A 20,650-nucleotide genomic window follows, 5' to 3' on the forward strand; every position below is an offset into this window, starting at 1 on the left:
GGGTTGGTCAGGGGGTCAGGCCGCGCTGGCCGCGGAAGGCGTCGCCTGGGCCGCCGGCACGGGCAAGGCACTGGCGTCGCGCCAGGCGCTGACCGGGCGGCTGAACAGGTTTTCGGTCTCGAACAAGGCGATGCGCCAGCGGCCGTCGGCACCGCGCTGCAGTTGCAGGCTGAGCTCGGCGGCGTTGAGGTGCGAATCACCACTGGCGAAGGTGGAGGTCTGCAACATGACCCAGCTGGCGCGGGCCTGGTCACCCTCGGGCTCGATCAGTTCAGAGCACAGGAAGTGCACGTTGAGCGCAAAGTGCGGCGGCGTGCGCATGTAGCGGCTGAACATCTCGCCGATGGCGGCGCGACCCTGGTAGCCGCCAAAGCTGACGGCGTAGCGTGCGCCCTTGCCGCGCCACAGCGCGTCTTCGGTGAACAGGTCCAGCAGCGCGGGCAGGTCGGTGTCGGCGTCGAGGCGGTCGCACAGCGCCATGTAGCGGTTGACACAGGCGCGGATGGCGTGCTGGTCGTCGCCGCGTTGCACGCGCGCCTCCAGGGCAGCCAGGCGGGCGCTCAGCGCCAACAGATCAGCTTCGGCAGACATGGCGGGCCCCGGGCTCAGGCAGCGGCTTGCACGCTGGGCGGCACGACCAGTTCGCGGCCGACACGGGCCTCGACGCGGCAGTACTTCCAGAGCTTGTAGGCGCCGTCCCCGACCGGCAGGGTGCGGAACAAATTGCAGGCGGCGTGCACCGTGGCCAGGTCGGGCACGTCGGCCAGCACGTAGCAGGTCCAGGGCCAGCCGACCGAGGGACCGACCATGGACTGGTCGTCGTCCATGTTGCCCAGGACGTGGACACCGGGCAGCTCGCCAATGCCATTCATCATGCGGCCAAAGGCCAGCCAGACGGCCTTGGCCTCGTCGGCCGTGGCGTCAAAGAAGTTCTGGTTCACGCCGATGCAAAACAGGGTGCGCAGCGGCTTGGTGGGGGTGGGGGTGGGGGTGCTCATGGCAAAAGTCCTTTGCGGGGTTCAGAGGTATCCGGGCAGGGGCGGCAGGCCCAGCAACATGGCGCCTGCGTTCTGGAAGGTGATGTCGCCCATGAAGGCGTGCTGGGTCAGCACCAGGCTGTCGCAGACCTGCTGCGAAATCGGGCAGCTTTCGTAGACGCCGGTCATGCCGGTCTGCATCTGCACGGCACGCGTCACTTCGGCGCCGACGCGGGTGGCGTGCGTGGCCGACAGGCGCAGCAGGCTGATCTGCTCGGGCTGGGGCGTGTCACCGCGCAGCAAGGCCTCCCAGACCTGGTCGATGGCGTCGTAGAAGAAGGCGCGGGCAGCGCGCAATTGGGCGTCGGCGCGGGCCACTTCGATCTGCACTTGCGGGCGGTCGGCCAGGCGCGGCGCCCCCGTCACCGAGACGCGGCCACCGGCCATCTGGCGCAGCTCGTCGATGGCGGCGCGGGCGATGCCCAGGCTGACCACCGACAGCACCTGCGCGGCAAAGGACAGCGTGGGGTAGCGGAACATGGGCTCGTCCAGGCGCGAGGCACTGCCCCGCACAAAGGTCCAGGCCTCGGGCACGAGCACGCGGTCCACCCGCACGTCGTGGCTGCCGGTGCCGGCCAGGCCCACCACGTCCCAGGCGGGCTCGATCTGCACCTGGTGGCGCGGCAGCACGGCCATGCGCGGCAGGCTGGTCTTTTCACCGTCGGCGGGGGCGATGCCCACACCGATCCACTGCGCGCCCATGCAGCCGCTGGCAAAGGACCAGCGCCCGCTGACCTCGAAGCCGCCCTCGACCCGGGCCGCGCGCTGCGGCGGGAAGATGCCGCCGGCAAAAATCACGTCGGGCGAGTGGGCGTAGATCTCGGCGAAGGTCTCGCTGGGCAGGGCCGCGAGGTAGGTCACGGCCATGCCGAAGCTGGCCACCCAGCCGGCCGAGCCGTCGGCCTGGGCGATGGTTTCGACGCGCTCGCAGAACTGGCGCGGCGACTCTTCGAGGCCGCCAAAGCGACGCGGCACCAGGGCGCGGTAAACGCCCTGTTCGACGAAGCGGTCGACGATGTCGGGCGAGACAAAGCGCTGCTTCTTGAACTCGGCGCGGCGGCGCCGGATGTCGCTGAGCAGCAGGTCCAGGGACGGCTTCTCAGGGGGCAGCACAGGGCGCACGGCGGCGGGGCTGTCAGTGCGTTGCGGGCTCAAAGTCTGCATGGGGGACTCCGTTGGTGATGGCGGTGAGGTGAAGGCGTTCGGACAGGCGCTGGGCGATGGCGCACAGGCGCTCGTCGTCGCCGCGCAAGGCCACCAGTTGCAGGCCCACGGGCAGGCCTTGCGCATTGCACAAAGGCAGGCTGATGGCCGGGTGACCCGACAAATTGAAGGGCCGCACCAGGGCGGTCATGCCGACCGAAGCGCCGGTGTCGGCGGCCTGGCTCAGGCGCGGCGGTGGCTCGGGCAAGGTGGGCAGGGCCAGCACATCGCAGTCGGCCAGGGCCTGGTCCACGTCGGCGGCAAACAGGCGGCGCACCGCGGCGGCGGCCTTGATGGCGATGTCGTCGGTGCGGCTGGCGTGGCGCAGGCGGGCGGCCACGTCGGGGGCGACCAGGCCGGTCTCGACCAGGGCCTGGCAAGCGCTCCAGGTTTCGACATTGATGACGCTCAGGCCTGCGTGGTAAGCCTCGGCAAAGCGGCGCAGGTGGACGAGCAGCAGGGTCTCGCCGCTGGCTTGCAAGGCCTGGTGGACGGCCTGCCAGGTGCCAGGCTGGGCGGGGACATCGAGCACGCCAATGCGCAGGCGCTCGGGCAAGGCGGGCAGCGCGCCAAAGTCGGGCGCAATGACCTGCATGGCCGCCACCAGCTCGGGCATCGACGCAGCCAGCGGCCCCACGCAGTCCAGCGTGCTGTGGCGCGGCAACACGCCTTCGCGGCTGACGCGGCCAAAGGTGGGCTTGAGGCCGAACACGCCGCAGCAGGCGGCGGGCACCCGGATGGATCCGCCCGTGTCGGTGCCCAGGGCCACGCCGACCAGCCCTGCGGCCACGGCGGCGGCGGAACCACTGGACGAGCCGCCCGGCACGCGGTCAGGCCAACCCGAGTTCAGCGGTGTGCCGGCCCAGGGGTTGATGCCGGTGGTGCCAAAGGCCAGCTCGTGCAAATGGGTCTTGCCACGGAGGTGCCAGCCGGCCGCCAGCAGGCGCTGCACCACCTCGGCGTGGCGGGTGGCGGGCGCTGCGTCGGCCAAGGCCCGGCTGCCGGCGCGGGTGGCATAGCCGGCCACATCCAAGGTGTCCTTGACCATCACGGCGGGCCCGTCGGCGCCCAGCGAGAGAGGTTGCGAAACGATGTTCATGAAGCCCTTCCGTTCAGAGGTGGGAGGGCGGGCCGGGCGGCCGGTGTGCCCTCGAGAAAGCCCCGAACCAGGGCTGTCACTCAGGGCGCAAAGTTAGTTTTTATTACGTGAATAGTCAATTAATTAACCCACTGCTTTGCCTGAGCAAAACCGGTGCTGACAAAGATCAAAATGGCGCCGATTTGGGGCAAGCCGCACCGTGCTGGTGGATAAATCCACCCAGCAACCCCTCATAAAGCCTTATCAGACAAGGCGGTTGCAATTCATACCGAATCGACCAGAAAAAATCAGGCACCCAATTTCCCCAGAAGAAACCCGACCCCACTGATAAGAGCGGTCGATTCCGGTCTTGTATTTCATGGATTTTTGCAAAATTTATTTAATGGAATTTGGCATGATTAATGCTGACCTGGATCAACCCAGGTTGCCTGCGCTTGCCGCGCGCTTGGGTCCGGAGGAAACCCTCGTTTTTTTCTTCACCCTTGCGCTGAGCAGCGCGCGGAGTTCGCCACCATGTCGCCTCTTTCCTGCCTCGTCCGTCCCCTTTTGTTGAGCAGCCTGCTGGCCGCCTGCCACCTGGCCCAGGCCCAGATCAAGGTGGGGGTGGTGTCCTCGGCCACCGGCCCCATTGCGCTGGTGGGCATTCCCCAGAAGAACACCGTGCCCTTGCTGCCGACCAAAGTGGCGGGCCAGACCATCGAGTACATCGCCCTGGACGACGCCAGCGACCCGACGGCCTCGGTGTCGGCGATCAAGAAGCTGATCAACGAGGACAAGGTGGACGCGCTGATCGGTCCCAGCGGCTCGCCCAACGCCATGGGCGTGATCCAGTTCGTGGCCGAGGCCGGTGTGCCCATGTTTGCCCCGGTGGGCACCGCTGCCGTGGTGCTGCCGATGACCGAGCAGAAAAAATGGGTCTTCAAGACCACGCAGAACGACGACCTGATTGCCCGCGCCCTGGTGCAGCAAATGAGCCAGACCGGCATCAAGACGGTGGGCTTCATCGGCACCGCCGACCCCTATGGCGACAACTGGCACAAGGTGTTTGAAGGCATGGCCACCCAGGCAGGCATCAAGCTGGTGTCGGCCGAGCGCTTTCAGCGCCAGGACACCTCGCTGACCGCCCAGTCGCTCAAGACCCTGGCGGCCAAACCCGACGCGGTGCTGATCGCGGCCCCAGGCAGCTCCTCGGTGCTGCCGCAGACCACCTTGTTTGACCAGGGCTACCGCGGCAAGGTCTACCAGACCCACGGTGCGGCCCTGCCCGACTTCCTGAAGCTGGGCGGCAAAAAGGTCGAGGGCACCATCCTGGCTGCCAGCGGCATGCTGGTGCTGGACCAGATGAGCGACAGCAACCCGAGCAAGAAGATCGCCAGCGCCTATGTCGCGGCCTATGAAAAACTCCACGGCAGCAAGCCAGCCACTTTTGGCGCCAATGTGTACGACGCTGGGCTGCTGCTGCAGGCCGCCATCCCGGCCGCGCTCAAGGGCGGCAAACCCGGCACACCGGCCTTCCGCAGCGCGCTGCGCGACGCCCTGGAGCAGGTGCGCGAGTTGCCCGCCACGCAAGGCGTGTACAACCTGAGCGCCGCCGACCACAGCGGCTTTGACGAACGCGGGCGCGAGCTGATCACCGTGAAAAACGGTCAGTGGACGCTGCTGAAGTGAGGCCTGCGTGATGGATCTGCAAATCGCCATGCTGCTGGGCCAGGACGGCATGACCAGCGGCGCCATCTACGCCCTGCTGGCCCTGTCCATCGTGCTGGTCTTCACCGTCACGCGCATCATGCTGGTGCCGCAGGGCGAGTTCGTGACCTTTGGCGCCATGACCATGGCCGCCTTGCAAGCCGGGCAGACCGCCCGCCTGGCCTGGCTGCTGCTGGCCCTGGCCGCCCTGCACTGGGCGCTGCGCGGCTGGCGCGCCTGGCGCCGGGGCGACGCGCTGGCCCGAGCCCTGTTCGCTGGTCCGGCCCTGGTGCTGCCGGCACTGACCACCGGCCTGTGGCTGATCAGCCGCCTGCCTGGCTCGGCCGACTGGCCCATGGGCTTGCAAGCGCTCTACACCCTGGCCCTGGTGGTGCCACTGGGCCCGCTGCTGTACGACCTGTGCTTTCGCCCGATCGCGGCCGCGCACTCGCTGGTGCTGCTGATTGTGTCGATCGCGGTGCACGTGGTGCTGGTCGGCCTGGCGCTGATGATGTTTGGCGCCGAGGGCGCTCGCACCCAGCCGTTCTCGGAAGAAGGCCTGAGCCTGGGACCGGTGACGCTGAACGGCCAGACCCTGTGGGTGCTGGTGGTGTCGCTGTTGTTGATTGGCGGCCTGTACCTGTTCTTTGAACGCAGCCTGTACGGCAAGGCGCTGCGCGCCACCGCGGTGAACCGGCTGGGCGCTGAGCTGATGGGCATTTCGCCCACGCTGGCGGGTCAGGCCAGTTTTGGCGTGGCCGCCTTCATGGGCGGGCTGTCGGGGGTGCTGATCGCGCCACTGACCACGCTGTACTACGACTCCGGCTTCATCATCAGCCTCAAGGGCTTTGTGGGCGCCGTCGTCGGCGGGCTGATCAGCTACCCCGTGGGGGCCCTGGGCGCCTTGGGCGTGGGGCTGGTCGAGGCCTATTCCACCTTCTGGGCCAGCACCTACAAGGAGGTGATTGTGTTCACCCTGATCCTGCCGTTTCTACTGTGGCGCTCGCTCGCCACCCACCACCATGAGGAGGACGCATGAGCGCCACCCTGCCCCCACCCACCGAGGCCCGCATGGCGTCGGCCCTGGCTTTGCACGGCGGCGCCTGGCGCCGCTGGGCCCTGCCCTTGCTGGCGCTGTTGTTTGTGCTGCTGGGGCCCTTGCTGCCCAGCTTTCAGCTCACACTGGCCAACAACATTGGCCTGGCCGCGCTGACCACCCTGGGCCTGGTGCTGCTGACCGGCGTGGCCGGCATGACCAGCTTCGGCCAGGCCGCCTTTGTCGGCCTGGGTGCCTACACCTGCGCTTACCTGAGTGCCGTGCCCAGCCTGCCGGCCTGGCTGCAGCCACTGGCGGGATCGCACTGGAGCGCCCTGCTGCTGGGCCTGGTGCTGACGCTGGCGATCGCCGCCGTGCTGGGCGCGCTGACCCTGCGCCTGTCCGGCCACTTCTTGCCCCTGGGCACGATTTGCTGGGGCCTGGCGCTGTTCTACCTGTTTGGCACGCTGGAGGTGCTGGGCGCGCACACCGGGCTGTCGGGCCTGCCCGCGCTCAGCGTGGGCCCCTGGCTGCTGGACAAGCCCGAGAAGATGTTTGTGCTGATCTGGGTCACCGTGCTGGGCGCGCTGCTGCTGGTGCACAACCTGCTGGACTCGCGCAGCGGGCGCGCCATCCGCGCGCTCAACGGCGGCCAGGCGATGGCGGACTCCATGGGCGTGCCGGTGTTCCGCGCCAAGCTCACCGCCTTCATGCTGTCGGCCGCGCTGGCCTGCGTGTCGGGCTGGCTGTATGCCTGCAACCAGCGCTTTGTCAGCCCGGCGCCGTTCAGCCTGGGCGCGGGCATCGACTACCTGTTCATGGCCTTGATTGGCGGCAGCGGACAGCTGTGGGGCGCGGTGCTGGGCGCCGGCGTGGTGACGCTGGCGCGCGACCTGCTGCAAGACAGCCTGCCCAAGCTGCTGGGCAGCAGCGGCAGCTACGACGCGATCGTGTTTGGCGTGCTGATCGTGCTGCTGATGCAGCGCGCGCCCTGGGGCCTGGCGGGCTGGATGGTGCGCCGCTGGCCCCGCCGCCGCCCTGCAGTGGCCCCCGCCAGCGGGCCTGTCGACGCCCTGCCCCGCCGCACCCTGCCCGCACGCGGCCAGACCGTGCTGCAGGTGCGCGGACTGACACGGCGCTTTGGCGGCCTGGTGGCCAACCGCGACCTGAACCTGGACCTGAAGGCGGGCGAGATCCTGGCCGTCATCGGGCCCAATGGCGCGGGCAAGAGCACGCTGTTCAATCAGCTGTCCTGTGTGGACCAACCGAGCTCGGGCGAGATCGAGTTCTGCGGCCAGAACGTGCGCGGCTGGGGCGCGCGCCGCATCGCCGCGGCCGGCCTGTCGCGCACCTTCCAGCACGTCAAGCTGCTGCCCAGCATGAGCGTGCTGGAGAACGTGGCCATCGGCGCGCACCTGCGCGGCCGCCAAGGCCTGCTGCCCAGCGCCCTGCGCCTGGACCGGCGCGAGGAGCACGCGCTGCTGGCCGAGGCCCAGCGCCAGCTCGACCGCGTCGGCCTGGGTGCGCTGGCCCATGCCGAAGCCGGCAACCTGGCCCTGGGCCAGCAACGCCTGCTGGAGATCGCCCGCGCCCTGTGCGCCGACCCGGCGGTGCTGCTGCTGGACGAGCCCGCCGCCGGCCTGCGCCACCAGGAAAAGCAAGCCCTGGCCGAGCTGCTGCAACGCCTGCGCGCCGAAGGCATGGCGGTGCTGCTGGTCGAACACGACATGGACTTTGTGATGAACCTGGTGGACCGCATCGTGGTGGTGGTGTTCGGCGAAAAAATCGCCGAAGGCCTGCCCCAGGACATCCAGCAAAACGACCAGGTGCTCGACGCCTACCTCGGAGCTTCTGCATGAGTGAACACGCCCCCACCCCAGCCCCCAACGCCGCCACGGCGCCCCTGCTCGAGGTGCAGAACCTCAGCGTGGCCTACGGCAAGATCGAGGCCCTGACGCAGGCCAGCCTGACAGTCCAAGCCGGAGAGATCGTCACCGTCATCGGCCCCAACGGCGCGGGCAAGAGCACCTTGCTGGCCGCGCTGATGGGCGTGCTCCCAGCCCGTCAGGGCCGCATCCAACTGCAAGGTGAGGCCCTGAGCGACGGCGGCGTGAACGCTCGCGTGGCGCGCGGTCTGGCCCTGGTGCCCGAGACCCGGGCGCTGTTTGCCAGCATGAGTGTGGAAGACAACCTGCGCCTGGGCGCCTTCCGCTTCCGACGCGAGGCCGGCAGCCACCACCAGCATGCACTGCAAGAGGTGTTTGAACTGTTCCCGCGCCTGCAAGAGCGCCGCAGCCAGCTGGCGGCCACGCTGTCGGGTGGCGAGCGCCAGATGCTGGCCCTGGGGCGCGCGCTGATGGGGCGTCCGCGCCTGCTGATGCTGGACGAGCCCAGCCTGGGCCTGGCACCGCTGATCGTGCGCGACATCTTCCGCATCATCGAACAGCTGCGCCGCCAGGGCGTGTCCATCCTGCTGGTCGAACAGAACGCGCGCGCCGCCCTCAAGGTGGCCGACCGCGCCTACGTGCTGGAGCTGGGCCGCGTGGTGATGCAGGGCCCTGCGGCCGAGCTGGCCGACGACCCGCGCATCGTCGAAACCTACCTGGGCCTGCACAGCCGACACCAGGACAAGCTGGCGGCCTGAAAGCCAGGCGGACGTCCCCAGGGGACTGCGCGTTAACATGGCGGTTCGGCGCCAGTGCAGCGCCGTATTTGTCCGGCGGCCGCCCCCCGCGGCCCCCCCTCACTCCATGGCCACCAAGAAGCAACTCAGCCGTTACGACCCCGCCAGCCCCGAGTTCCGCAAGGAAGAGTTTCCTTTCTATTGGATCGCGCGGGTCTATGGCAGCTACACCCAGGAAATGGAAACCGCGCTCAAGGCGGTGGGCATGGACATCCCGACCTGGCGCATTTTGTTCATCCTCAAGGAAAACGGCACCAGCAGCATCTCGGAGATCTCGCTGCATGCGATTGCCAAGCTGTCGACCGTGACCAAGACGGTCTACCGCATGAAGGCTGAAGGCCTGCTCGACACCGCGCCGTCGCAGCAAGACGGCCGGGTGACCGAGGTGACCCTGACCCAGGCCGGGCGCGACGCCATCGAGCGCATCCAACTGGCCACACGCCACATCTTTCTGCGCAGCTTCAAAGGCCTGACGCCTTCGCAGATCCAGAAGCTCAATGAGCTGTTGCAAGGCGTGCTGGTCAATTTTGAAGGGCCCTGAGCCCCAGCCTCAGCCAACCACAAGGAGCAAGCGTGTTTTCACATGTGTTCATGGGCGTGAGCGACTTTGAGCGCGCGCTGGCTTTTTACCAACCGGTGCTGGCCTGCCTGGGACTGGCGCAGCGCTTTGTCGACGCTGAGCGGCCCTGGGCCGGCTGGCACGGCGCCGGGGGCCAGCGGCCTTTGTTCGTGATCAGCACCCCGCACGATGGCCAGCCCCATGCCGCCGGCAATGGGCAAATGGTGGCGTTTGCCGCGGCCAGCCGCCGCCTGGTGGACCAAGCCCACGCCACGGCCCTGGCCCAGGGCGGTCGCTGCGAAGGGCCGCCGGGCCTGCGCCCCCAGTACCACGCGCATTACTACGGTGCTTATGTGCGCGACCCCGAAGGCAACAAGATCGCCTTCGCCTGCCACGAGCCGGTGGCCGAGTGACTCAGGCCTCGGGCCAGCCGTTGCGCGCCAGCGATTCGTTGTCCCAGCCCTTGCGGCCGGTAAGCTCTTCGCCCACCCAGGCGGGCAGTTCGACCTGGGTGTGTTCGGCCGCCATCTCGACCTCCACCGTGTAGAGGCCTTCCAGCCCACCGTGGTAGCGGTCCACCTCGAAGGTGTGGCCCTTGTAGTCGATGAAGAACCGGGTCTTCTCCAGCGCATAGGCCCCGGGCTGACGCGCCATTTGCAGCGCGTCGGCGACCGGGATGGGGTACTCCCATTCCTGGCGCGTGGTGGCGCTCAAGGGGGCGCTTTTGAGCGTGAGCCAGGCACGCTCGGCCGCCACCCGCACGCGCAACAACACCGCGCCGCGCGCGAGGTAGGCCTGCAGGTAGTGTTCGCCGGTCAGGCCGTCGAGCACCGAGGGGGTCTTGAGCTTGAACTTGCGTTCAATTTCGAGTGCCATGGAGAACCTCCGCTTTCTTTGTATCTTTGCTTCTTGGACTGTGGACATCGAGCGCGCACGGGTCTGCGTCGCTGAGGGCTCTGATTCTCGGTGACACAGGCATCGAAAACCCAAATGTTGCACCACAAGCGACAAGGCCATGGGCTATTGAATGGCGCAACTGTCGGCCCAGATGCAGGGCTCAGGGGAGATTCAGCCGCCCACCAGAAGAATGGATCAGGGGCGCCCTGACCTCACAACCCCTCAAACAAGCCCCCCACGTCGACCAAGTCGAACGCGATCTCGGGGTGGCGCTCCAGGCTTTGCTTGATGGCGGCGGGGATGGCCTGGCGGGTTTTGCGGCACAGGCCGGGTTGCTCATGGACCAGGATCAGGATGCCGCGCAGGCTGCGCACGCCATTCGGGCTGGACTCGATGCTCAGCGTGATGCCCAGCTGCTGCGCCATCAAGGTCTCCAGGCGGCGCAGCTCGGCCAGGCTGCTGAGGTTCTCCAGGCGCTGCAGCAGGCGCTTTTCTTCTTCTCGCGTGAGGCGCAGCACGCGCAAGTCGCCACTGGGGTTTTGCAGCAGCGCGTCGCGCCCGCAGTTGCAGGCGCCCGGTGGACATTCGGTGCGGATGGGGAAAAGGGGCGGTGGGGTCATCGTGGGAACCACCTTCTTGACCTGGGTCAGGCTGAGGCGTTGGAGGGAATCATAGTCAGCCTGACACGCGACAGCGAGGGACTGCTGGAAAACCCCGGCCAACCCAACCTTGGATCGCCCTCCCAACTGACACCGCACAGCCTTTCGCACTGTTGGGGTGGCGGGCACAGCGCAGGCCTCGCGCACGATGGCGCCATGACCTTGTCAGTGTTTCCAATCGATTACAAATTTGCCGCCCCTCTATCAATTCACACAATGAATTAATGAATTGGCAGGCCGCGCTCATCAATGGGAAACGCAGCGCCCAGGAAAATAGAGAGCCGGATTTGGGCCAAGAAAATCCAAGGCCTGGGTTACTCGAATAGACAAGCCAGGCCCATCAAGAAGCTGACCATCGGAACTTGAAAATGAACGATCTTAATATTCTGAACCAGATCACCATGGGCGTTATTCTTTTTGCCTTTGGTGTCCTGATGCAAACCTTAGTGACATTTCTGATTCACCAGCGCATCAGCGACCAATTGGCCAGCGGGCGGCACAGCATCTACCACGCAGCGGCACGCTTGTTCATTTCAATGTCCAGTCTGATTGTCAGCGCGGTCATTCAAAGCATGGTGTGGGCGGCCTTGTATGTGGAAATAGGAGCCTTCAAAAGTTTTTACCACAGCCTGTTTTTCTCGTTCTCCTGCTTTTCCACCCTGGGGTTTGCCAACTTCCTCCCGGACGACCCTTTCAAACTCTTGTCGGCACTCGAGGGAATTTCAGGCTCACTGAATATGGCCTGGGCCGGCGGCATTATGTACAGCCTGGTCAACCGGTTTTACGACTCACTGCGCGTGGGGTCCAACCTGACTGAACCGGACCAAAGTTAAGCAGACAGCAGGCCCTGTCGGCGAGTGGGCAGGAAAGCGCCCCCGCAAAACAAGTGCCGCTCGCACGGTGGTCAACCAGCCGGGGGAAGGCGGTGGGCGGTGGTGCTAGGCGGCGCGGCGGGGCGAAACCAAGTCCACCTTGAACGGTTGATCCTGGTACACATGCAGGTCACGCTGCGGGAAGGCCATCACAATGCCCGCCGCGTTCAGCGCGTCATTGATGCGGTGACGCACTTCACTGTCGATGATGGACGGGCTGTTGTTTTCCAGACGGATCCAGTACTTCAACTGGAAGGTCAATGACGAATCGCCGAACTCATTGAAGTACACCATGGGCGCGGGGTCCTGGAGGGCCTCGGGGGTGGCGGCGGCGGTGGCCAGCAGAAGGTCAATCACCTGCTGCACGGGAGAGCCATAGGCCACCCCCACCGTCACCGTGCGCCGCATGTTCTTGTCTTGGTAGGTCCAGTTGATCAGCGATCCACTGAGCATTTCCATGTTGGAAATGATGGACTCGTCCCCGTCAAAGCCCCGGACCACGCAGAACTGCCAACCCATGGACTTGATGAATCCCGAGTGCTGGTTGACCACGATGTAGTCGCCCACCCGCGCGGGGTGGGTCAATTGCAGAATCAAGGCGCCGATCAGGTTCTTGACCAGGCTCTGCGCGCCAAAGCCCAAGCCCACGGCCAAGACCCCACCAAACAGGGTGAACACGCTCAGGGGAACGTGCACCAGGTGCAGTGAGAACACGACCAGCGTAGCGACCATCAGCACCAAGGCGCCTTGGTAAACCCGGTTGGCCACGCGCTCGCTCACGCCCAGGGAACGGATGGCCAGCTTGCGCAGCAGCCTCAGCAGCCAGGCGCCCATCAAGTAGCCCACGAGCAGCACCAGGATGGCGCCCAGGCTCTTGCCCACCGTGATGTTCTGGGTGGTGACCACATCCTGGCCGTTCACGTTGAGTTGCTCTTTCAGGGTGAACAGATTGAAGTCCCAGAACAGGCGCAATGCGCTGTCGGCCTGCAGCAGCAGGTGGTCGAACAGGCGCTTGGCGGGGTCCAACTTCTCCAGGGCGAGGTTGATTTCATCGCGCAGGATGCTCATGTTTTGTTCCGTCTCATTGACCAAGGCCAGGGTGTTGACGAGCTGATCCAACAGCGCCGCACTGATCGCTGGCGGCGCACCTGGCCCCGCCACGTGGGCAGCGCCCGGGCCACGCGACAAGGCACCATCCATCAGGCTGTTGACCGTCAAATTGATGGCCTGCAAATCGCTGGCCTGCGCCTGCAGTCGGCGTCCGATCACCTCCGGGCTGCGTTCGGTGGCGTTGTACAGGTCGTAACGCCACTGCCAGACCTGCTGGTTTTTGTTGTCGAGGTCCGCCTGGAATTGGTTCAGCAACTGGTTCCAGAACAGGTTGCTGACGATGGCGTCCGGGGGGCTTGGGCTGTCGCTCGAGCGCTGGTGGGCGCCATGGCTTGGCAGGCTGGCGCGCTGGGTACGCCGGTCCCGCTGCGACTGAAGAATGCCCTGCAGCATGCCCTCATCGAAAGTCACCCGAGGGCGCAGGGCGGCCAACGCGATGTCGTTGGCCTTGATCTTGTTGCGCGCCTGTTGCTGGGCCTCTTTCAGGAATTCATGGAGGCGGATCCGGAAGAGGGCCTGGTTGGCGGCCAGATCGGCACGCAAGGACGCTTCGGTCGCCGCGCTGTCGGTGGCGACATGGGCTGGGCTGGACGCGGGCAAAGCCTCCTGGTCGGCCAGCAATTGCTTTTGCAGGGCCAGCAACTGGGCGGCATTTTTCTTGAGCAATTCATCGGCACTGCTCAAAGACCGGCGGAGCTTGTAGTTGTCCACCTCCAGCCCGTAGAGCACGGTGATGCTGCTGTCAGCGGCGCCAGGGCCGGCAGGCTTGGCTGCTGGGGGATGGTGAGCGGCCGCCGCACCCTGGCGGTGCAGCACGTCGAATTCGTGCTCCAGCGCCAGACGCTGCAGGCACATGTTGCGGATGCCGTCGTACAAGGTCTGGCGCTGGCTGGCTTCAGTGGTCGCCGCACTGCGGGGATGCGGGTCACGGGACTGGGCCTTGGCAAACGCCTCGGACTCCTTTTTGACCTTGTCCAGGCATTCTTGGGGACTCAAGGTGCTGGCCGAACCCGGCTTGGCGTCGCTGCCGAAAATCGCCGTGTAGGGCTGGGCCAGCAGGGTGATGTTCTCCATCACACCGCCGGCCCCCAGGGCGGCGAGCGCTGGCGGGCTGAGGCCGAGCCAAGCCAGAAGCAATGCGGGCGCAATCCCTTGGGTCAGCGTGTGCAGGTTCATTGTCGGGAGGGGTGAGGGCCTGCTGCCTCGGGCCGGGTGCTGAGGCGCGCATAAAGAAAGCTGGCCGTCAGCAGCAGCAAGCTGCCCAGGCTCAGCCACAGGCCTGAGCCTTGGGCCCAGGCGTCGACCACACCGGAGCATTGGCGGGCCACGCCCAGCGTGGCCATGCCCAGGCTCATCAAGGCCACGGTCAGGCCCATGCTACGGCTGACGCGGCGCGCGTTGCCATGGGGGCGAGACAGCAGCGAACTCATCCACCAGCCAGCCGCACCGTCAACGCACAGCATGCCCAGCAAGAACGCCAGCGCCAGCCCCACCGGATGGGCCGCCGTGGGGCCCGCCAATGCACTGCTGCCAAACAGGACCGCCTGCCCCACGGTGTCGTAGGAAATCGCGAACAGCGCGCCGACCAGACCGGCCGCCAGGGGGTGGCGCAAGCGCTGGGTGAGGCGCGCAAGCCACCAAGGCGCGGCGGGCGCAGGGTCAGGGCCCGTGCCCGCCGAGGGCAGGAACAAGACCTGGCGCAGGTTGGCCCACCCGAGCAAAAACAAGAAGCCAATGGACAGGCCGTTGCCCGTCAACACCAGCCAGTCGGGCGCGCTCCAATGCGCGCGCAACACGTCGGTGGCCAGGGCGATGAGCAAGACAATGAAGCCATGCCCCAGGGAAAAGAACACCCCACACCAGGGCGCCAGACGCGGATAGGCCTGAAAGTGCAGCCGGGTCAGTGAGTCGATGGCCACCAGGTGGTCGGTGTCAAAGCCATGGCGAACCCCCAGGCTGAACGCCAGCATCAGAGACAACACAGCGGAGGTGCCGAAGTCAGGTGACATGACAAACCCATCCTGCAGAGCCTGGCCCACCCGGGTCAGCGGCGGGCGAAAGAGCTGCTCGCATTGGGCTGGTGAGGATGGATCAGCAAGTCCATCTTGGGCAAGGTGAACAGCCACATGGCGATCAGGTAGGCCGCAGTCAGGCTGGGGATGCCATAAGGCGCCAGCCATTTGTTCAACGCCCCTTGGATGATCACCGTGAACAGCACGGCCAAGCCGGCCACCACGGCGGATTGACGCGAAGGCGTGATGAACACCACGGCCACCGCCATGGCGCTGAGCACCGCGCTGAAACCGTACATGCCGTTGTGCACAGCCTGGCGGTCCGCGCCCAGGACGGTGGCAAAAACCAGCGCCAGCAGGGCACCCAACAGCGCAGCGAGGGCCGCGCCACGCGACGCCAGCGCCACCCCCGCCAGGATCAGCAAACCGCTCCCGGCGTTGTTGAGCAAGAAGACTTGTGAGATGTTGCGCAGCGTCACCTGCGCCGCCAGCAGGGGGGTCAGGTCAGCCCAGTGGGCGGCATGGGGCACAGGCAAGACGCTCGTTGCGGGGCTGTTGAAGTGCAGGCCGGCAAAGGCCGACACGCTCAGCAACAACAGCCAAGTGGTCAGCACAAAGGGGCCGGTCGAAACCGCCACGTCCCAGGTTTTGGTGAGCATGTTGCTCAGGGCGTCGACGAAGACCGTGGTCAGCACGGCGCCGAGCACAATCAAACCCCACATCAGCGCGTTGGCCTGCACAAAGGTGGGCAAGGCGATGCCCAGCAACACGCCGTTGAAGCCGTACATGCCGCTGTGCAAAGGGTCCTTGGCACGGTCGATCACCAGGGCAGCGAGCGTAGAGGCTGCGCAACCCAGCAGCCCACCCCAGAACGGTGTCCAGTCGCCACTGGTCTGGCTGGCCAAGCCAATGGCGGCCACAAAGAACAGACCGGTGAGCGCGTTGTTCATGAAGAACACCTGCGCAAACCCTTTGAGCAGCGCACGCATGAAATCCAGGAAGGGATTGGGGGTCATTAGGTTCTCCTCAGCGCCGTCAGCGCCATGCAAATTCGGTGGGCAAGGTTCGACCGACCGCCTCTTCGCGGGCGATCTGCCAGCACTGTCTGATCTGCTGACGCACCTGCTCGCTGCTCAGGCCGGCCACTCGAAACAGGAGTCCGATCTGGCCCGGCAGATCGCACAGCCCGCTGATCAGGCCCGCCGCCAGGTCCACACCGCACACTACGCGGGCCCGCGCGCGGACGCGCTGCGCCACGTCGGGCGGGGTCAGCACCAGCAGGGTGCCGAAGGTTTGCAGGCCATGCATCACGCTCTCCAGCGCCAGCGGCTGCAGGGCGGGGTCGATGAGCATCTTTTCGCTGAACACCGCACGTCCGCCGGGCCGAAACACGCGCACGCCGAAGGAGAGCTGGCGGTACTTGAAGCACTCACCGCCGGCATGGTGCACACGGCCAGGCATCACGAATTCACTCAGCACCAGCGTGGCGCTTTCGTCCATCAGCACGTGGGTCTGGCTGGCATAGCGGGTGTCACGGAAAGGGATCACCACCTCGGGCAGGTATTCAAGGTAAGCGCGGGGGCCCAGCGCCAGGTTTTGCGCCTGCAGCGCGTAGTTGGCGTCCATGGCGTGCAGCCGCGTCGCGCCCTGGGTGGTGACATGGGCGCAGGTCTCGGCGGCCACGTCGACCTCGATGCTCAGCCGGTCCCCCTGCAGGGTGCCGCCCCCCACCGACAGGATCATGCAGATCGGCAGCTCGGGCATGGCCTCATCCCAGTACAGGGCTTGCTGGACCAGCAAGGGGCTGACGCGGTGCAGGTGGGCCAGCACCGAGCGGCCCTGGCGGCGCTCAAAGCGCAGTTGCAGCCGTCCGACCTTGCCTGGCGCCGCCGCCGGCATCTGGGCGGGCTGGCTGCGGTAGTTGTCCAGCTCGGCCAGCCGCTCCATGTGCGCGATGCTGGTTTGCCAGGCGGGTGCCGCGGTCATTGCTTGAGCGGGACGTCGAACAAGCTCATTTGGTGAATCAGGGCCACCAGTTCGTGGATCCCCTCACCGGTCTTGCAGTTCGTGAAGATGAAGGGCTTGGTCTTGCGCATCATCGTGGCGTCGTCATGCATGACCTGCAAACTGGCGCCCACATAGGGGGCCAGGTCGGTCTTATTGATCACCAAAATATCCGACTGCGAAATACCCGGGCCATTTTTGCGCGGGATTTTGTCGCCGGCCGCCACGTCAATCACATAGATGAAGAAGTCGACCAGCGCGGGGCTGAAAGTCAGGGTCAGGTTGTCCCCACCGGACTCGATCAGCACCACGTCGGTTTCGGGGAAACGGGACTCCATGTCTTCCACCGCCGCCAGGTTCATGGACGGGTCTTCACGCACCGCCGTGTGCGGGCACGCGCCGGTTTCCACCCCCATGATTTTCTCTTCCACCAGGATGCCCTTGAGCGTGCGCTGCACATGCTTGGCGTCCTCGGTGGTCACGATGTCGTTGGTGATGATCAGCATCTTGATGCCGAAGTTGATCAACACGGGCGTGATGGCTTCAATGATGGCGGTCTTACCGGAGCCCACAGGGCCACCGATGCCAATTCGGGTGATTCTTTTCATGTCGTAGCTGTGGATGGTTTTGAAATCGGGGAGGCGACTCAGTTCATGAACATTCGAACCGTGGCCTGTTCGTGCTGCGCCACCAGCACGTCAAACACGGGGGAGAAGCTGGCCATGTCTTCCAGCGCGCAGTTCGCTTTCTGCTGGTAGATCTCGTCAATGTCCCCATGCAGTTCGAAGGCGATTTGTTGGGTGGTGTAGTGATCGATCTTCATGAGGCGCAGAGCGGCCCCGAGCATCATGGACACCACACCGTAGTGGTGAACCGCAAAGGCCTCGGCCTCAGCCACCTCGAGCGAGGCGAACAACAAACCGGCACTGACGGGGTAGCTGCCTGGCGTGCTGCCGTCACGGATGCACTGCAGCCACTGGGCCGGCAAGGCGCCCGGGGCCAATCTCTCGCCCAGCTCGGTGAGCTTCTTGCCCATGCGGGTGAGCATGAGCCGCTGCTCCTGCCCCACGCGCCGGATCATCAGGGCCTCGTCCACCACCAGCAGCTGCCTCAGGTCAGCGGCCCGCGCGGCGCGGTGGGCGTGCAGCAAGGCCACCCCGTCCAAGCCCGCACTCTGCGAGGCCACCCCCTGAACAAAGCGCTTCAGGCTGGCGGCATCGGTGACCACGCCGGTTTGCAGCGCAGACTCCAGGCCGTTGGAGAAGGTGAACGCCCCCACCGGAAAGGTCCCGTCGCCCAGCTGAAGCGTGCGCAGCAGCAAACTCAAAGGGGAAGCCGACACCGCTCAGGCCTGTGCGTGAAGGGCTGGCGCAGGGGCGTGGTGGTGCCCCTCGCCGTCACCGTGGTCATGATCGTGCCCATGCGCGTGGCTGTGCTCATGCGTGTGCTCGTCACCCCCGTGGGCATGCGGGTGCGCGTGTGCGCTGCCACTGGCAGCCACCAGCTGGTCGTAGTGCACATGTGGCGTCGAATCAGCCCCCGCAAACAGCCGCCGCGACTCGTGCGGCGCCAAGTAGCGGATCACCTCCGAGCCCGGCACGAAGCGGTACTGGATGTGCTCGAACTGGTGGGTGCGCATCACCGAGCCCATCACCTTCTGGTCGACGGTCAGGGGGACGTAGAAGGTATGGCCCTTGACCACGGCTGGCCAGTGCTGGTTGCCCAGCGCGTGACCCAGTTCGAAGCAAGTGCGCGTGAGCAACTCGGGGCTCATGTCCAGGTGGGGGTCAAGCTCGATGACCAGCACTTCGCGCAAGGCGATCTCCACGACCAGCGCCTGCCCCGTCTCGGGGTTGAAGTACAGCACGTCGCCATCTTTCATGAAGGTGGTGCGTGGCAGCGAGATGGCGATTTCCAGGCCCTTTTCGGTGTGGGTGCGCAACCGGTTCTTTTGCGCATCCCATTGGTTGAGCAGCAGGCGATCGGTCGTCTGGCCTTGGAGTTGGGGCCCCCACTGGGGGTCGTCTTTGTGGCCCAGGATGTCGTGGATCAGGATCATGAAAGCGGTCTCAACTGAAGAAATAGAGCTGGCCCAGCGACACCGTCTCGATGGGCGGCACCGTGGCGTGGACGCCGTTGACGCGCACCGCGAAGGTCTCGGGGTTGACCTCGATCTCGGGGGTCGCGCTGTTGCGCACCATCGAGGCCTTGGTGATGGCCCGTGTGCCGAGCACCGGCTCGACCCGCCGCTGCAGGCCGTAGCGTTGGGCAATGCCGCGCTCATGGGCTGCACGCGAGGTGAAGGTCAGGCAGGTGCGGTGCAGGGCCGACGCAAAAGCGCCATACATGGGCCGATAGATCACCGGCTGGGGCGTGGGCAGCGACGCGTTCGGGTCGCCCATCGTGGCCCAGGCGATCAGCCCGCCCTTGATCACAAACTTGGGCTTGGCACCAAAGAAGGCTGGCTCCCACAGCACCAGGTCGGCGAATTTGCCCACCTCGACCGAACCAATCAGGTGGCTCACCCCGTGCGTGATCGCGGGGTTGATGGTGACCTTGGCCAGGTAGCGCAGCACGCGCTGGTTGTCGTTGTCGGCGGTGTCCTCGGCCAGCCGGCCGTGCGCCTTTTTCATGAAGTCGGCGGTCTGGATGGCCCGTGTGAAGCTCTCGCCCACGCGGCCCATGGCCTGCGAGTCGCTGGAGATCATCGAGATCGCTCCCAGGTCCTGCAGCACGCTTTCGGCGGCAATCGTCTCGACCCGCACCCGACTCTCGGCAAAGGAGACATCCGAGGGGATCTTGGGGTTGAGGTTGTGGCAGACCATGATCATGTCGAACAGCTCGGCCTGGGAGTTGACGCCGAACGGCAGGGTCGGATTGGTCGAACTGGGCAACACGTTCTGCAGCGACGCCACACGGATGATGTCGGGCGCGTGGCCACCGCCTGCGCCTTCGGTGTGGTACGTGTGGATGGTGCGGCCGTCGAAGGCCGCGATGGTGTTCTCCACAAAGCCAGCTTCGTTGAGCGAGTCGGTGTGGATGCACACCTGCACGTCCATGGCGTCGGCCACCTCGAGCGACGCGCGGATCGAGCCTGGCGTGCTGCCCCAGTCCTCGTGCACCTTCAGGCCCATGGCACCGTCTTCGACCTGCTCGACCAGCGTGGCCACGCCCGAAGAGTTGCCCTTGCCGGTGAAGCCCACGTTCACGGGCAGACCGTCGAAGGCGCGCATCATCATCTCGGTGCTCCAGGGACCGGCCGTGATGGTCGTGCCGTTGGTGCCGTCCGTGGGGCCGACGCCACCACCGATGAGCGTGGTGATGCCGCCCGACAAGGCCGCCTGGGCCTGCTGGGGCGAGATCATGTGCACATGGGTATCGATACCGCCGGCGGTCAGGATCAGGTGCTCGCCCGAGATCACATCGGTGGCAGGGCCCACGGCCAGGGTGGGGGTGATGCCAGGCATGGTGGCCGGGTTGCCCGCCTTGCCGATGCCACAAATGTTGCCGTCCTTGATGCCCACGTCGGCCTTGATGACGCCCAGACGGGCATCCAGGATGGTGACATTGGTGATCAATAGGTCGGGGGCGCCGCCCCGGCTGCTGAGTTGGTTGTCCAAACCCATGCCGTCGCGCAAGGTTTTGCCGCCGCCGTACACGGCCTCATCGCCATAGCCACGCAGGTCTTGCTCGATCTGCACCAGCAAGCTGGTATTGCCCAGGCGAATGCGGTCACCCGTGGTCGGGCCGAACAGATCGGCATTTTGTTGTCGGGAAATTCTTGACATAAAGA

Annotated in this window: 21 protein-coding genes; 7 read left to right on the forward strand and 14 right to left on the reverse strand. The window is 65.9% G+C overall.

The features are described from left to right. Positions 1-15 precede the first annotated feature (15 nt). The 4 genes from PSQ39_RS03505 to PSQ39_RS03520 are packed head-to-tail and all read right to left on the reverse strand — an operon-like array spanning position 16 to position 3,339. Positions 16-591, reverse strand: coding sequence for a nuclear transport factor 2 family protein (locus tag PSQ39_RS03505; RefSeq protein ID WP_273925203.1), 576 nt, complete (start codon positions 589-591; stop codon positions 16-18). A gap of 14 nt (positions 592-605) precedes the next feature. Beyond that, on the reverse strand, positions 606-998 hold the full coding sequence (locus tag PSQ39_RS03510; RefSeq protein WP_273925204.1) for an IacB protein: 393 nt from the start codon (positions 996-998) through the stop codon (positions 606-608). Positions 999-1,019: 21 nt separating this feature from the next. Further along, the gene (locus PSQ39_RS03515; RefSeq protein WP_273925205.1) at positions 1,020-2,201 is read right to left on the reverse strand and encodes an acyl-CoA dehydrogenase family protein; all 1,182 of its coding nucleotides are present in this window, start codon (positions 2,199-2,201) and stop codon (positions 1,020-1,022) included. Next, positions 2,173-3,339, reverse strand: a complete 1,167-nt coding sequence (locus PSQ39_RS03520; RefSeq protein WP_273925206.1) for an amidase — start codon at positions 3,337-3,339, stop codon at positions 2,173-2,175. The genes PSQ39_RS03515 and PSQ39_RS03520 overlap by 29 nt, the downstream gene beginning before the upstream one ends. A 513-nt stretch (positions 3,340-3,852) precedes the next feature. Between PSQ39_RS03520 and PSQ39_RS03525 the strand changes: the two genes are divergently transcribed. From PSQ39_RS03525 to PSQ39_RS03550, 6 genes are all read left to right on the forward strand, one after another. Next, a complete protein-coding gene (locus PSQ39_RS03525; protein ID WP_273925208.1) occupies positions 3,853-5,007 on the forward strand; it encodes an ABC transporter substrate-binding protein in 1,155 nt (384 codons plus the stop codon). A 10-nt stretch (positions 5,008-5,017) separates the two neighbouring features. Continuing rightward, entirely contained in the window at positions 5,018-6,064 is a 1,047-nt protein-coding gene (locus PSQ39_RS03530) for a branched-chain amino acid ABC transporter permease (RefSeq protein ID WP_273925209.1), read from the forward strand. Further along, positions 6,061-7,920, forward strand: coding sequence for a branched-chain amino acid ABC transporter ATP-binding protein/permease (locus PSQ39_RS03535; protein ID WP_409241976.1), 1,860 nt, complete (start codon positions 6,061-6,063; stop codon positions 7,918-7,920). Before PSQ39_RS03530 ends, PSQ39_RS03535 begins: the two co-directional genes overlap by 4 nt. Next, positions 7,917-8,705 carry an ABC transporter ATP-binding protein gene (locus PSQ39_RS03540; protein WP_273925210.1) on the forward strand — a complete coding sequence of 263 codons (789 nt, stop codon included), beginning with the start codon at positions 7,917-7,919 and terminating at the stop codon, positions 8,703-8,705. The genes PSQ39_RS03535 and PSQ39_RS03540 overlap by 4 nt, the downstream gene beginning before the upstream one ends. A gap of 106 nt (positions 8,706-8,811) precedes the next feature. Then, complete coding sequence (locus tag PSQ39_RS03545) at positions 8,812-9,285, forward strand: MarR family winged helix-turn-helix transcriptional regulator (RefSeq protein ID WP_273925211.1); 474 nt, start codon at positions 8,812-8,814, stop codon at positions 9,283-9,285. Between the two features lie 32 nt (positions 9,286-9,317). Next, positions 9,318-9,716 (forward strand): VOC family protein, encoded by a 399-nt coding sequence (locus PSQ39_RS03550; protein WP_273925212.1) that lies wholly within the window; start codon positions 9,318-9,320, stop codon positions 9,714-9,716. A gap of 1 nt (position 9,717) precedes the next feature. Here the strand turns inward: PSQ39_RS03550 and PSQ39_RS03555 are convergent, their stop codons facing one another. Next, on the reverse strand, positions 9,718-10,179 hold the full coding sequence (locus PSQ39_RS03555; protein ID WP_273925213.1) for a CYTH domain-containing protein: 462 nt from the start codon (positions 10,177-10,179) through the stop codon (positions 9,718-9,720). A gap of 233 nt (positions 10,180-10,412) precedes the next feature. After that, entirely contained in the window at positions 10,413-10,820 is a 408-nt protein-coding gene (locus tag PSQ39_RS03560; protein ID WP_273925214.1) for a hypothetical protein, read from the reverse strand. A 407-nt stretch (positions 10,821-11,227) separates the two neighbouring features. On the opposite strand from PSQ39_RS03560, the gene PSQ39_RS03565 reads away from it, so the two are divergent. Further along, entirely contained in the window at positions 11,228-11,692 is a 465-nt protein-coding gene (locus tag PSQ39_RS03565) for an ion channel (protein ID WP_273925215.1), read from the forward strand. A 105-nt stretch (positions 11,693-11,797) separates the two neighbouring features. Here the strand turns inward: PSQ39_RS03565 and PSQ39_RS03570 are convergent, their stop codons facing one another. From PSQ39_RS03570 to PSQ39_RS03605, 8 genes are read right to left on the reverse strand one after another with little or no spacing between them, the layout of a single operon-like run. Further along, complete coding sequence (locus PSQ39_RS03570; RefSeq protein ID WP_273925216.1) at positions 11,798-14,017, reverse strand: mechanosensitive ion channel family protein; 2,220 nt, start codon at positions 14,015-14,017, stop codon at positions 11,798-11,800. Then, positions 14,014-14,850: a HoxN/HupN/NixA family nickel/cobalt transporter gene (locus tag PSQ39_RS03575; RefSeq protein WP_273925217.1), complete on the reverse strand. Its 837-nt coding sequence runs from the start codon at positions 14,848-14,850 to the stop codon at positions 14,014-14,016. Before PSQ39_RS03575 ends, PSQ39_RS03570 begins: the two co-directional genes overlap by 4 nt. A 35-nt stretch (positions 14,851-14,885) precedes the next feature. Continuing rightward, a complete protein-coding gene (locus PSQ39_RS03580; protein ID WP_273925218.1) occupies positions 14,886-15,869 on the reverse strand; it encodes an urea transporter in 984 nt (327 codons plus the stop codon). Positions 15,870-15,888: 19 nt separating this feature from the next. Continuing rightward, a complete protein-coding gene (locus PSQ39_RS03585; RefSeq protein WP_273925220.1) occupies positions 15,889-16,839 on the reverse strand; it encodes an urease accessory protein UreD in 951 nt (316 codons plus the stop codon). After that, the gene (ureG, locus tag PSQ39_RS03590; RefSeq protein ID WP_273925221.1) at positions 16,836-17,465 is read right to left on the reverse strand and encodes an urease accessory protein UreG; all 630 of its coding nucleotides are present in this window, start codon (positions 17,463-17,465) and stop codon (positions 16,836-16,838) included. The genes PSQ39_RS03585 and ureG overlap by 4 nt, the downstream gene beginning before the upstream one ends. A 38-nt stretch (positions 17,466-17,503) precedes the next feature. Then, positions 17,504-18,199: an urease accessory protein UreF gene (locus PSQ39_RS03595; RefSeq protein WP_273925222.1), complete on the reverse strand. Its 696-nt coding sequence runs from the start codon at positions 18,197-18,199 to the stop codon at positions 17,504-17,506. A 3-nt stretch (positions 18,200-18,202) separates the two neighbouring features. Then, on the reverse strand, positions 18,203-18,916 hold the full coding sequence (locus PSQ39_RS03600) for an urease accessory protein UreE (protein ID WP_273925223.1): 714 nt from the start codon (positions 18,914-18,916) through the stop codon (positions 18,203-18,205). A 10-nt stretch (positions 18,917-18,926) separates the two neighbouring features. Continuing rightward, positions 18,927-20,645, reverse strand: a complete 1,719-nt coding sequence (locus tag PSQ39_RS03605; protein WP_273925224.1) for an urease subunit alpha — start codon at positions 20,643-20,645, stop codon at positions 18,927-18,929. Positions 20,646-20,650 lie beyond the last annotated feature (5 nt).

The organism is Curvibacter microcysteis (genome assembly GCF_028649455.1).
GTDB lineage: Bacteria > Pseudomonadota > Gammaproteobacteria > Burkholderiales > Burkholderiaceae_C > Curvibacter > Curvibacter microcysteis.

Excerpts from the sequence above, each read along its gene's own strand:
- PSQ39_RS03570 (WP_273925216.1), bottom strand. The coding sequence starts at position 14,017 with ATGAACCTGCACACGCTGACCCAAGGGATTGCGCCCGCATTGCTTCTG.
- PSQ39_RS03525 (WP_273925208.1), top strand. The coding sequence starts at position 3,853 with ATGTCGCCTCTTTCCTGCCTCGTCCGTCCCCTTTTGTTGAGCAGCCTG.
- PSQ39_RS03505 (WP_273925203.1), bottom strand. The coding sequence starts at position 591 with ATGTCTGCCGAAGCTGATCTGTTGGCGCTGAGCGCCCGCCTGGCTGCC.
- PSQ39_RS03530 (WP_273925209.1), top strand. The coding sequence starts at position 5,018 with ATGGATCTGCAAATCGCCATGCTGCTGGGCCAGGACGGCATGACCAGC.
- PSQ39_RS03515 (WP_273925205.1), bottom strand. The coding sequence starts at position 2,201 with ATGCAGACTTTGAGCCCGCAACGCACTGACAGCCCCGCCGCCGTGCGC.
- PSQ39_RS03540 (WP_273925210.1), top strand. The coding sequence starts at position 7,917 with ATGAGTGAACACGCCCCCACCCCAGCCCCCAACGCCGCCACGGCGCCC.
- PSQ39_RS03585 (WP_273925220.1), bottom strand. The coding sequence starts at position 16,839 with ATGACCGCGGCACCCGCCTGGCAAACCAGCATCGCGCACATGGAGCGG.
- PSQ39_RS03535 (WP_409241976.1), top strand. The coding sequence starts at position 6,061 with ATGAGCGCCACCCTGCCCCCACCCACCGAGGCCCGCATGGCGTCGGCC.
- PSQ39_RS03510 (WP_273925204.1), bottom strand. The coding sequence starts at position 998 with ATGAGCACCCCCACCCCCACCCCCACCAAGCCGCTGCGCACCCTGTTT.
- PSQ39_RS03520 (WP_273925206.1), bottom strand. The coding sequence starts at position 3,339 with ATGAACATCGTTTCGCAACCTCTCTCGCTGGGCGCCGACGGGCCCGCC.
- PSQ39_RS03565 (WP_273925215.1), top strand. The coding sequence starts at position 11,228 with ATGAACGATCTTAATATTCTGAACCAGATCACCATGGGCGTTATTCTT.
- PSQ39_RS03605 (WP_273925224.1), bottom strand. The coding sequence starts at position 20,645 with ATGTCAAGAATTTCCCGACAACAAAATGCCGATCTGTTCGGCCCGACC.
- PSQ39_RS03545 (WP_273925211.1), top strand. The coding sequence starts at position 8,812 with ATGGCCACCAAGAAGCAACTCAGCCGTTACGACCCCGCCAGCCCCGAG.
- PSQ39_RS03575 (WP_273925217.1), bottom strand. The coding sequence starts at position 14,850 with ATGTCACCTGACTTCGGCACCTCCGCTGTGTTGTCTCTGATGCTGGCG.
- PSQ39_RS03600 (WP_273925223.1), bottom strand. The coding sequence starts at position 18,916 with ATGATCCTGATCCACGACATCCTGGGCCACAAAGACGACCCCCAGTGG.
- PSQ39_RS03555 (WP_273925213.1), bottom strand. The coding sequence starts at position 10,179 with ATGGCACTCGAAATTGAACGCAAGTTCAAGCTCAAGACCCCCTCGGTG.
- PSQ39_RS03580 (WP_273925218.1), bottom strand. The coding sequence starts at position 15,869 with ATGACCCCCAATCCCTTCCTGGATTTCATGCGTGCGCTGCTCAAAGGG.
- PSQ39_RS03560 (WP_273925214.1), bottom strand. The coding sequence starts at position 10,820 with ATGACCCCACCGCCCCTTTTCCCCATCCGCACCGAATGTCCACCGGGC.
- ureG (WP_273925221.1), bottom strand. The coding sequence starts at position 17,465 with ATGAAAAGAATCACCCGAATTGGCATCGGTGGCCCTGTGGGCTCCGGT.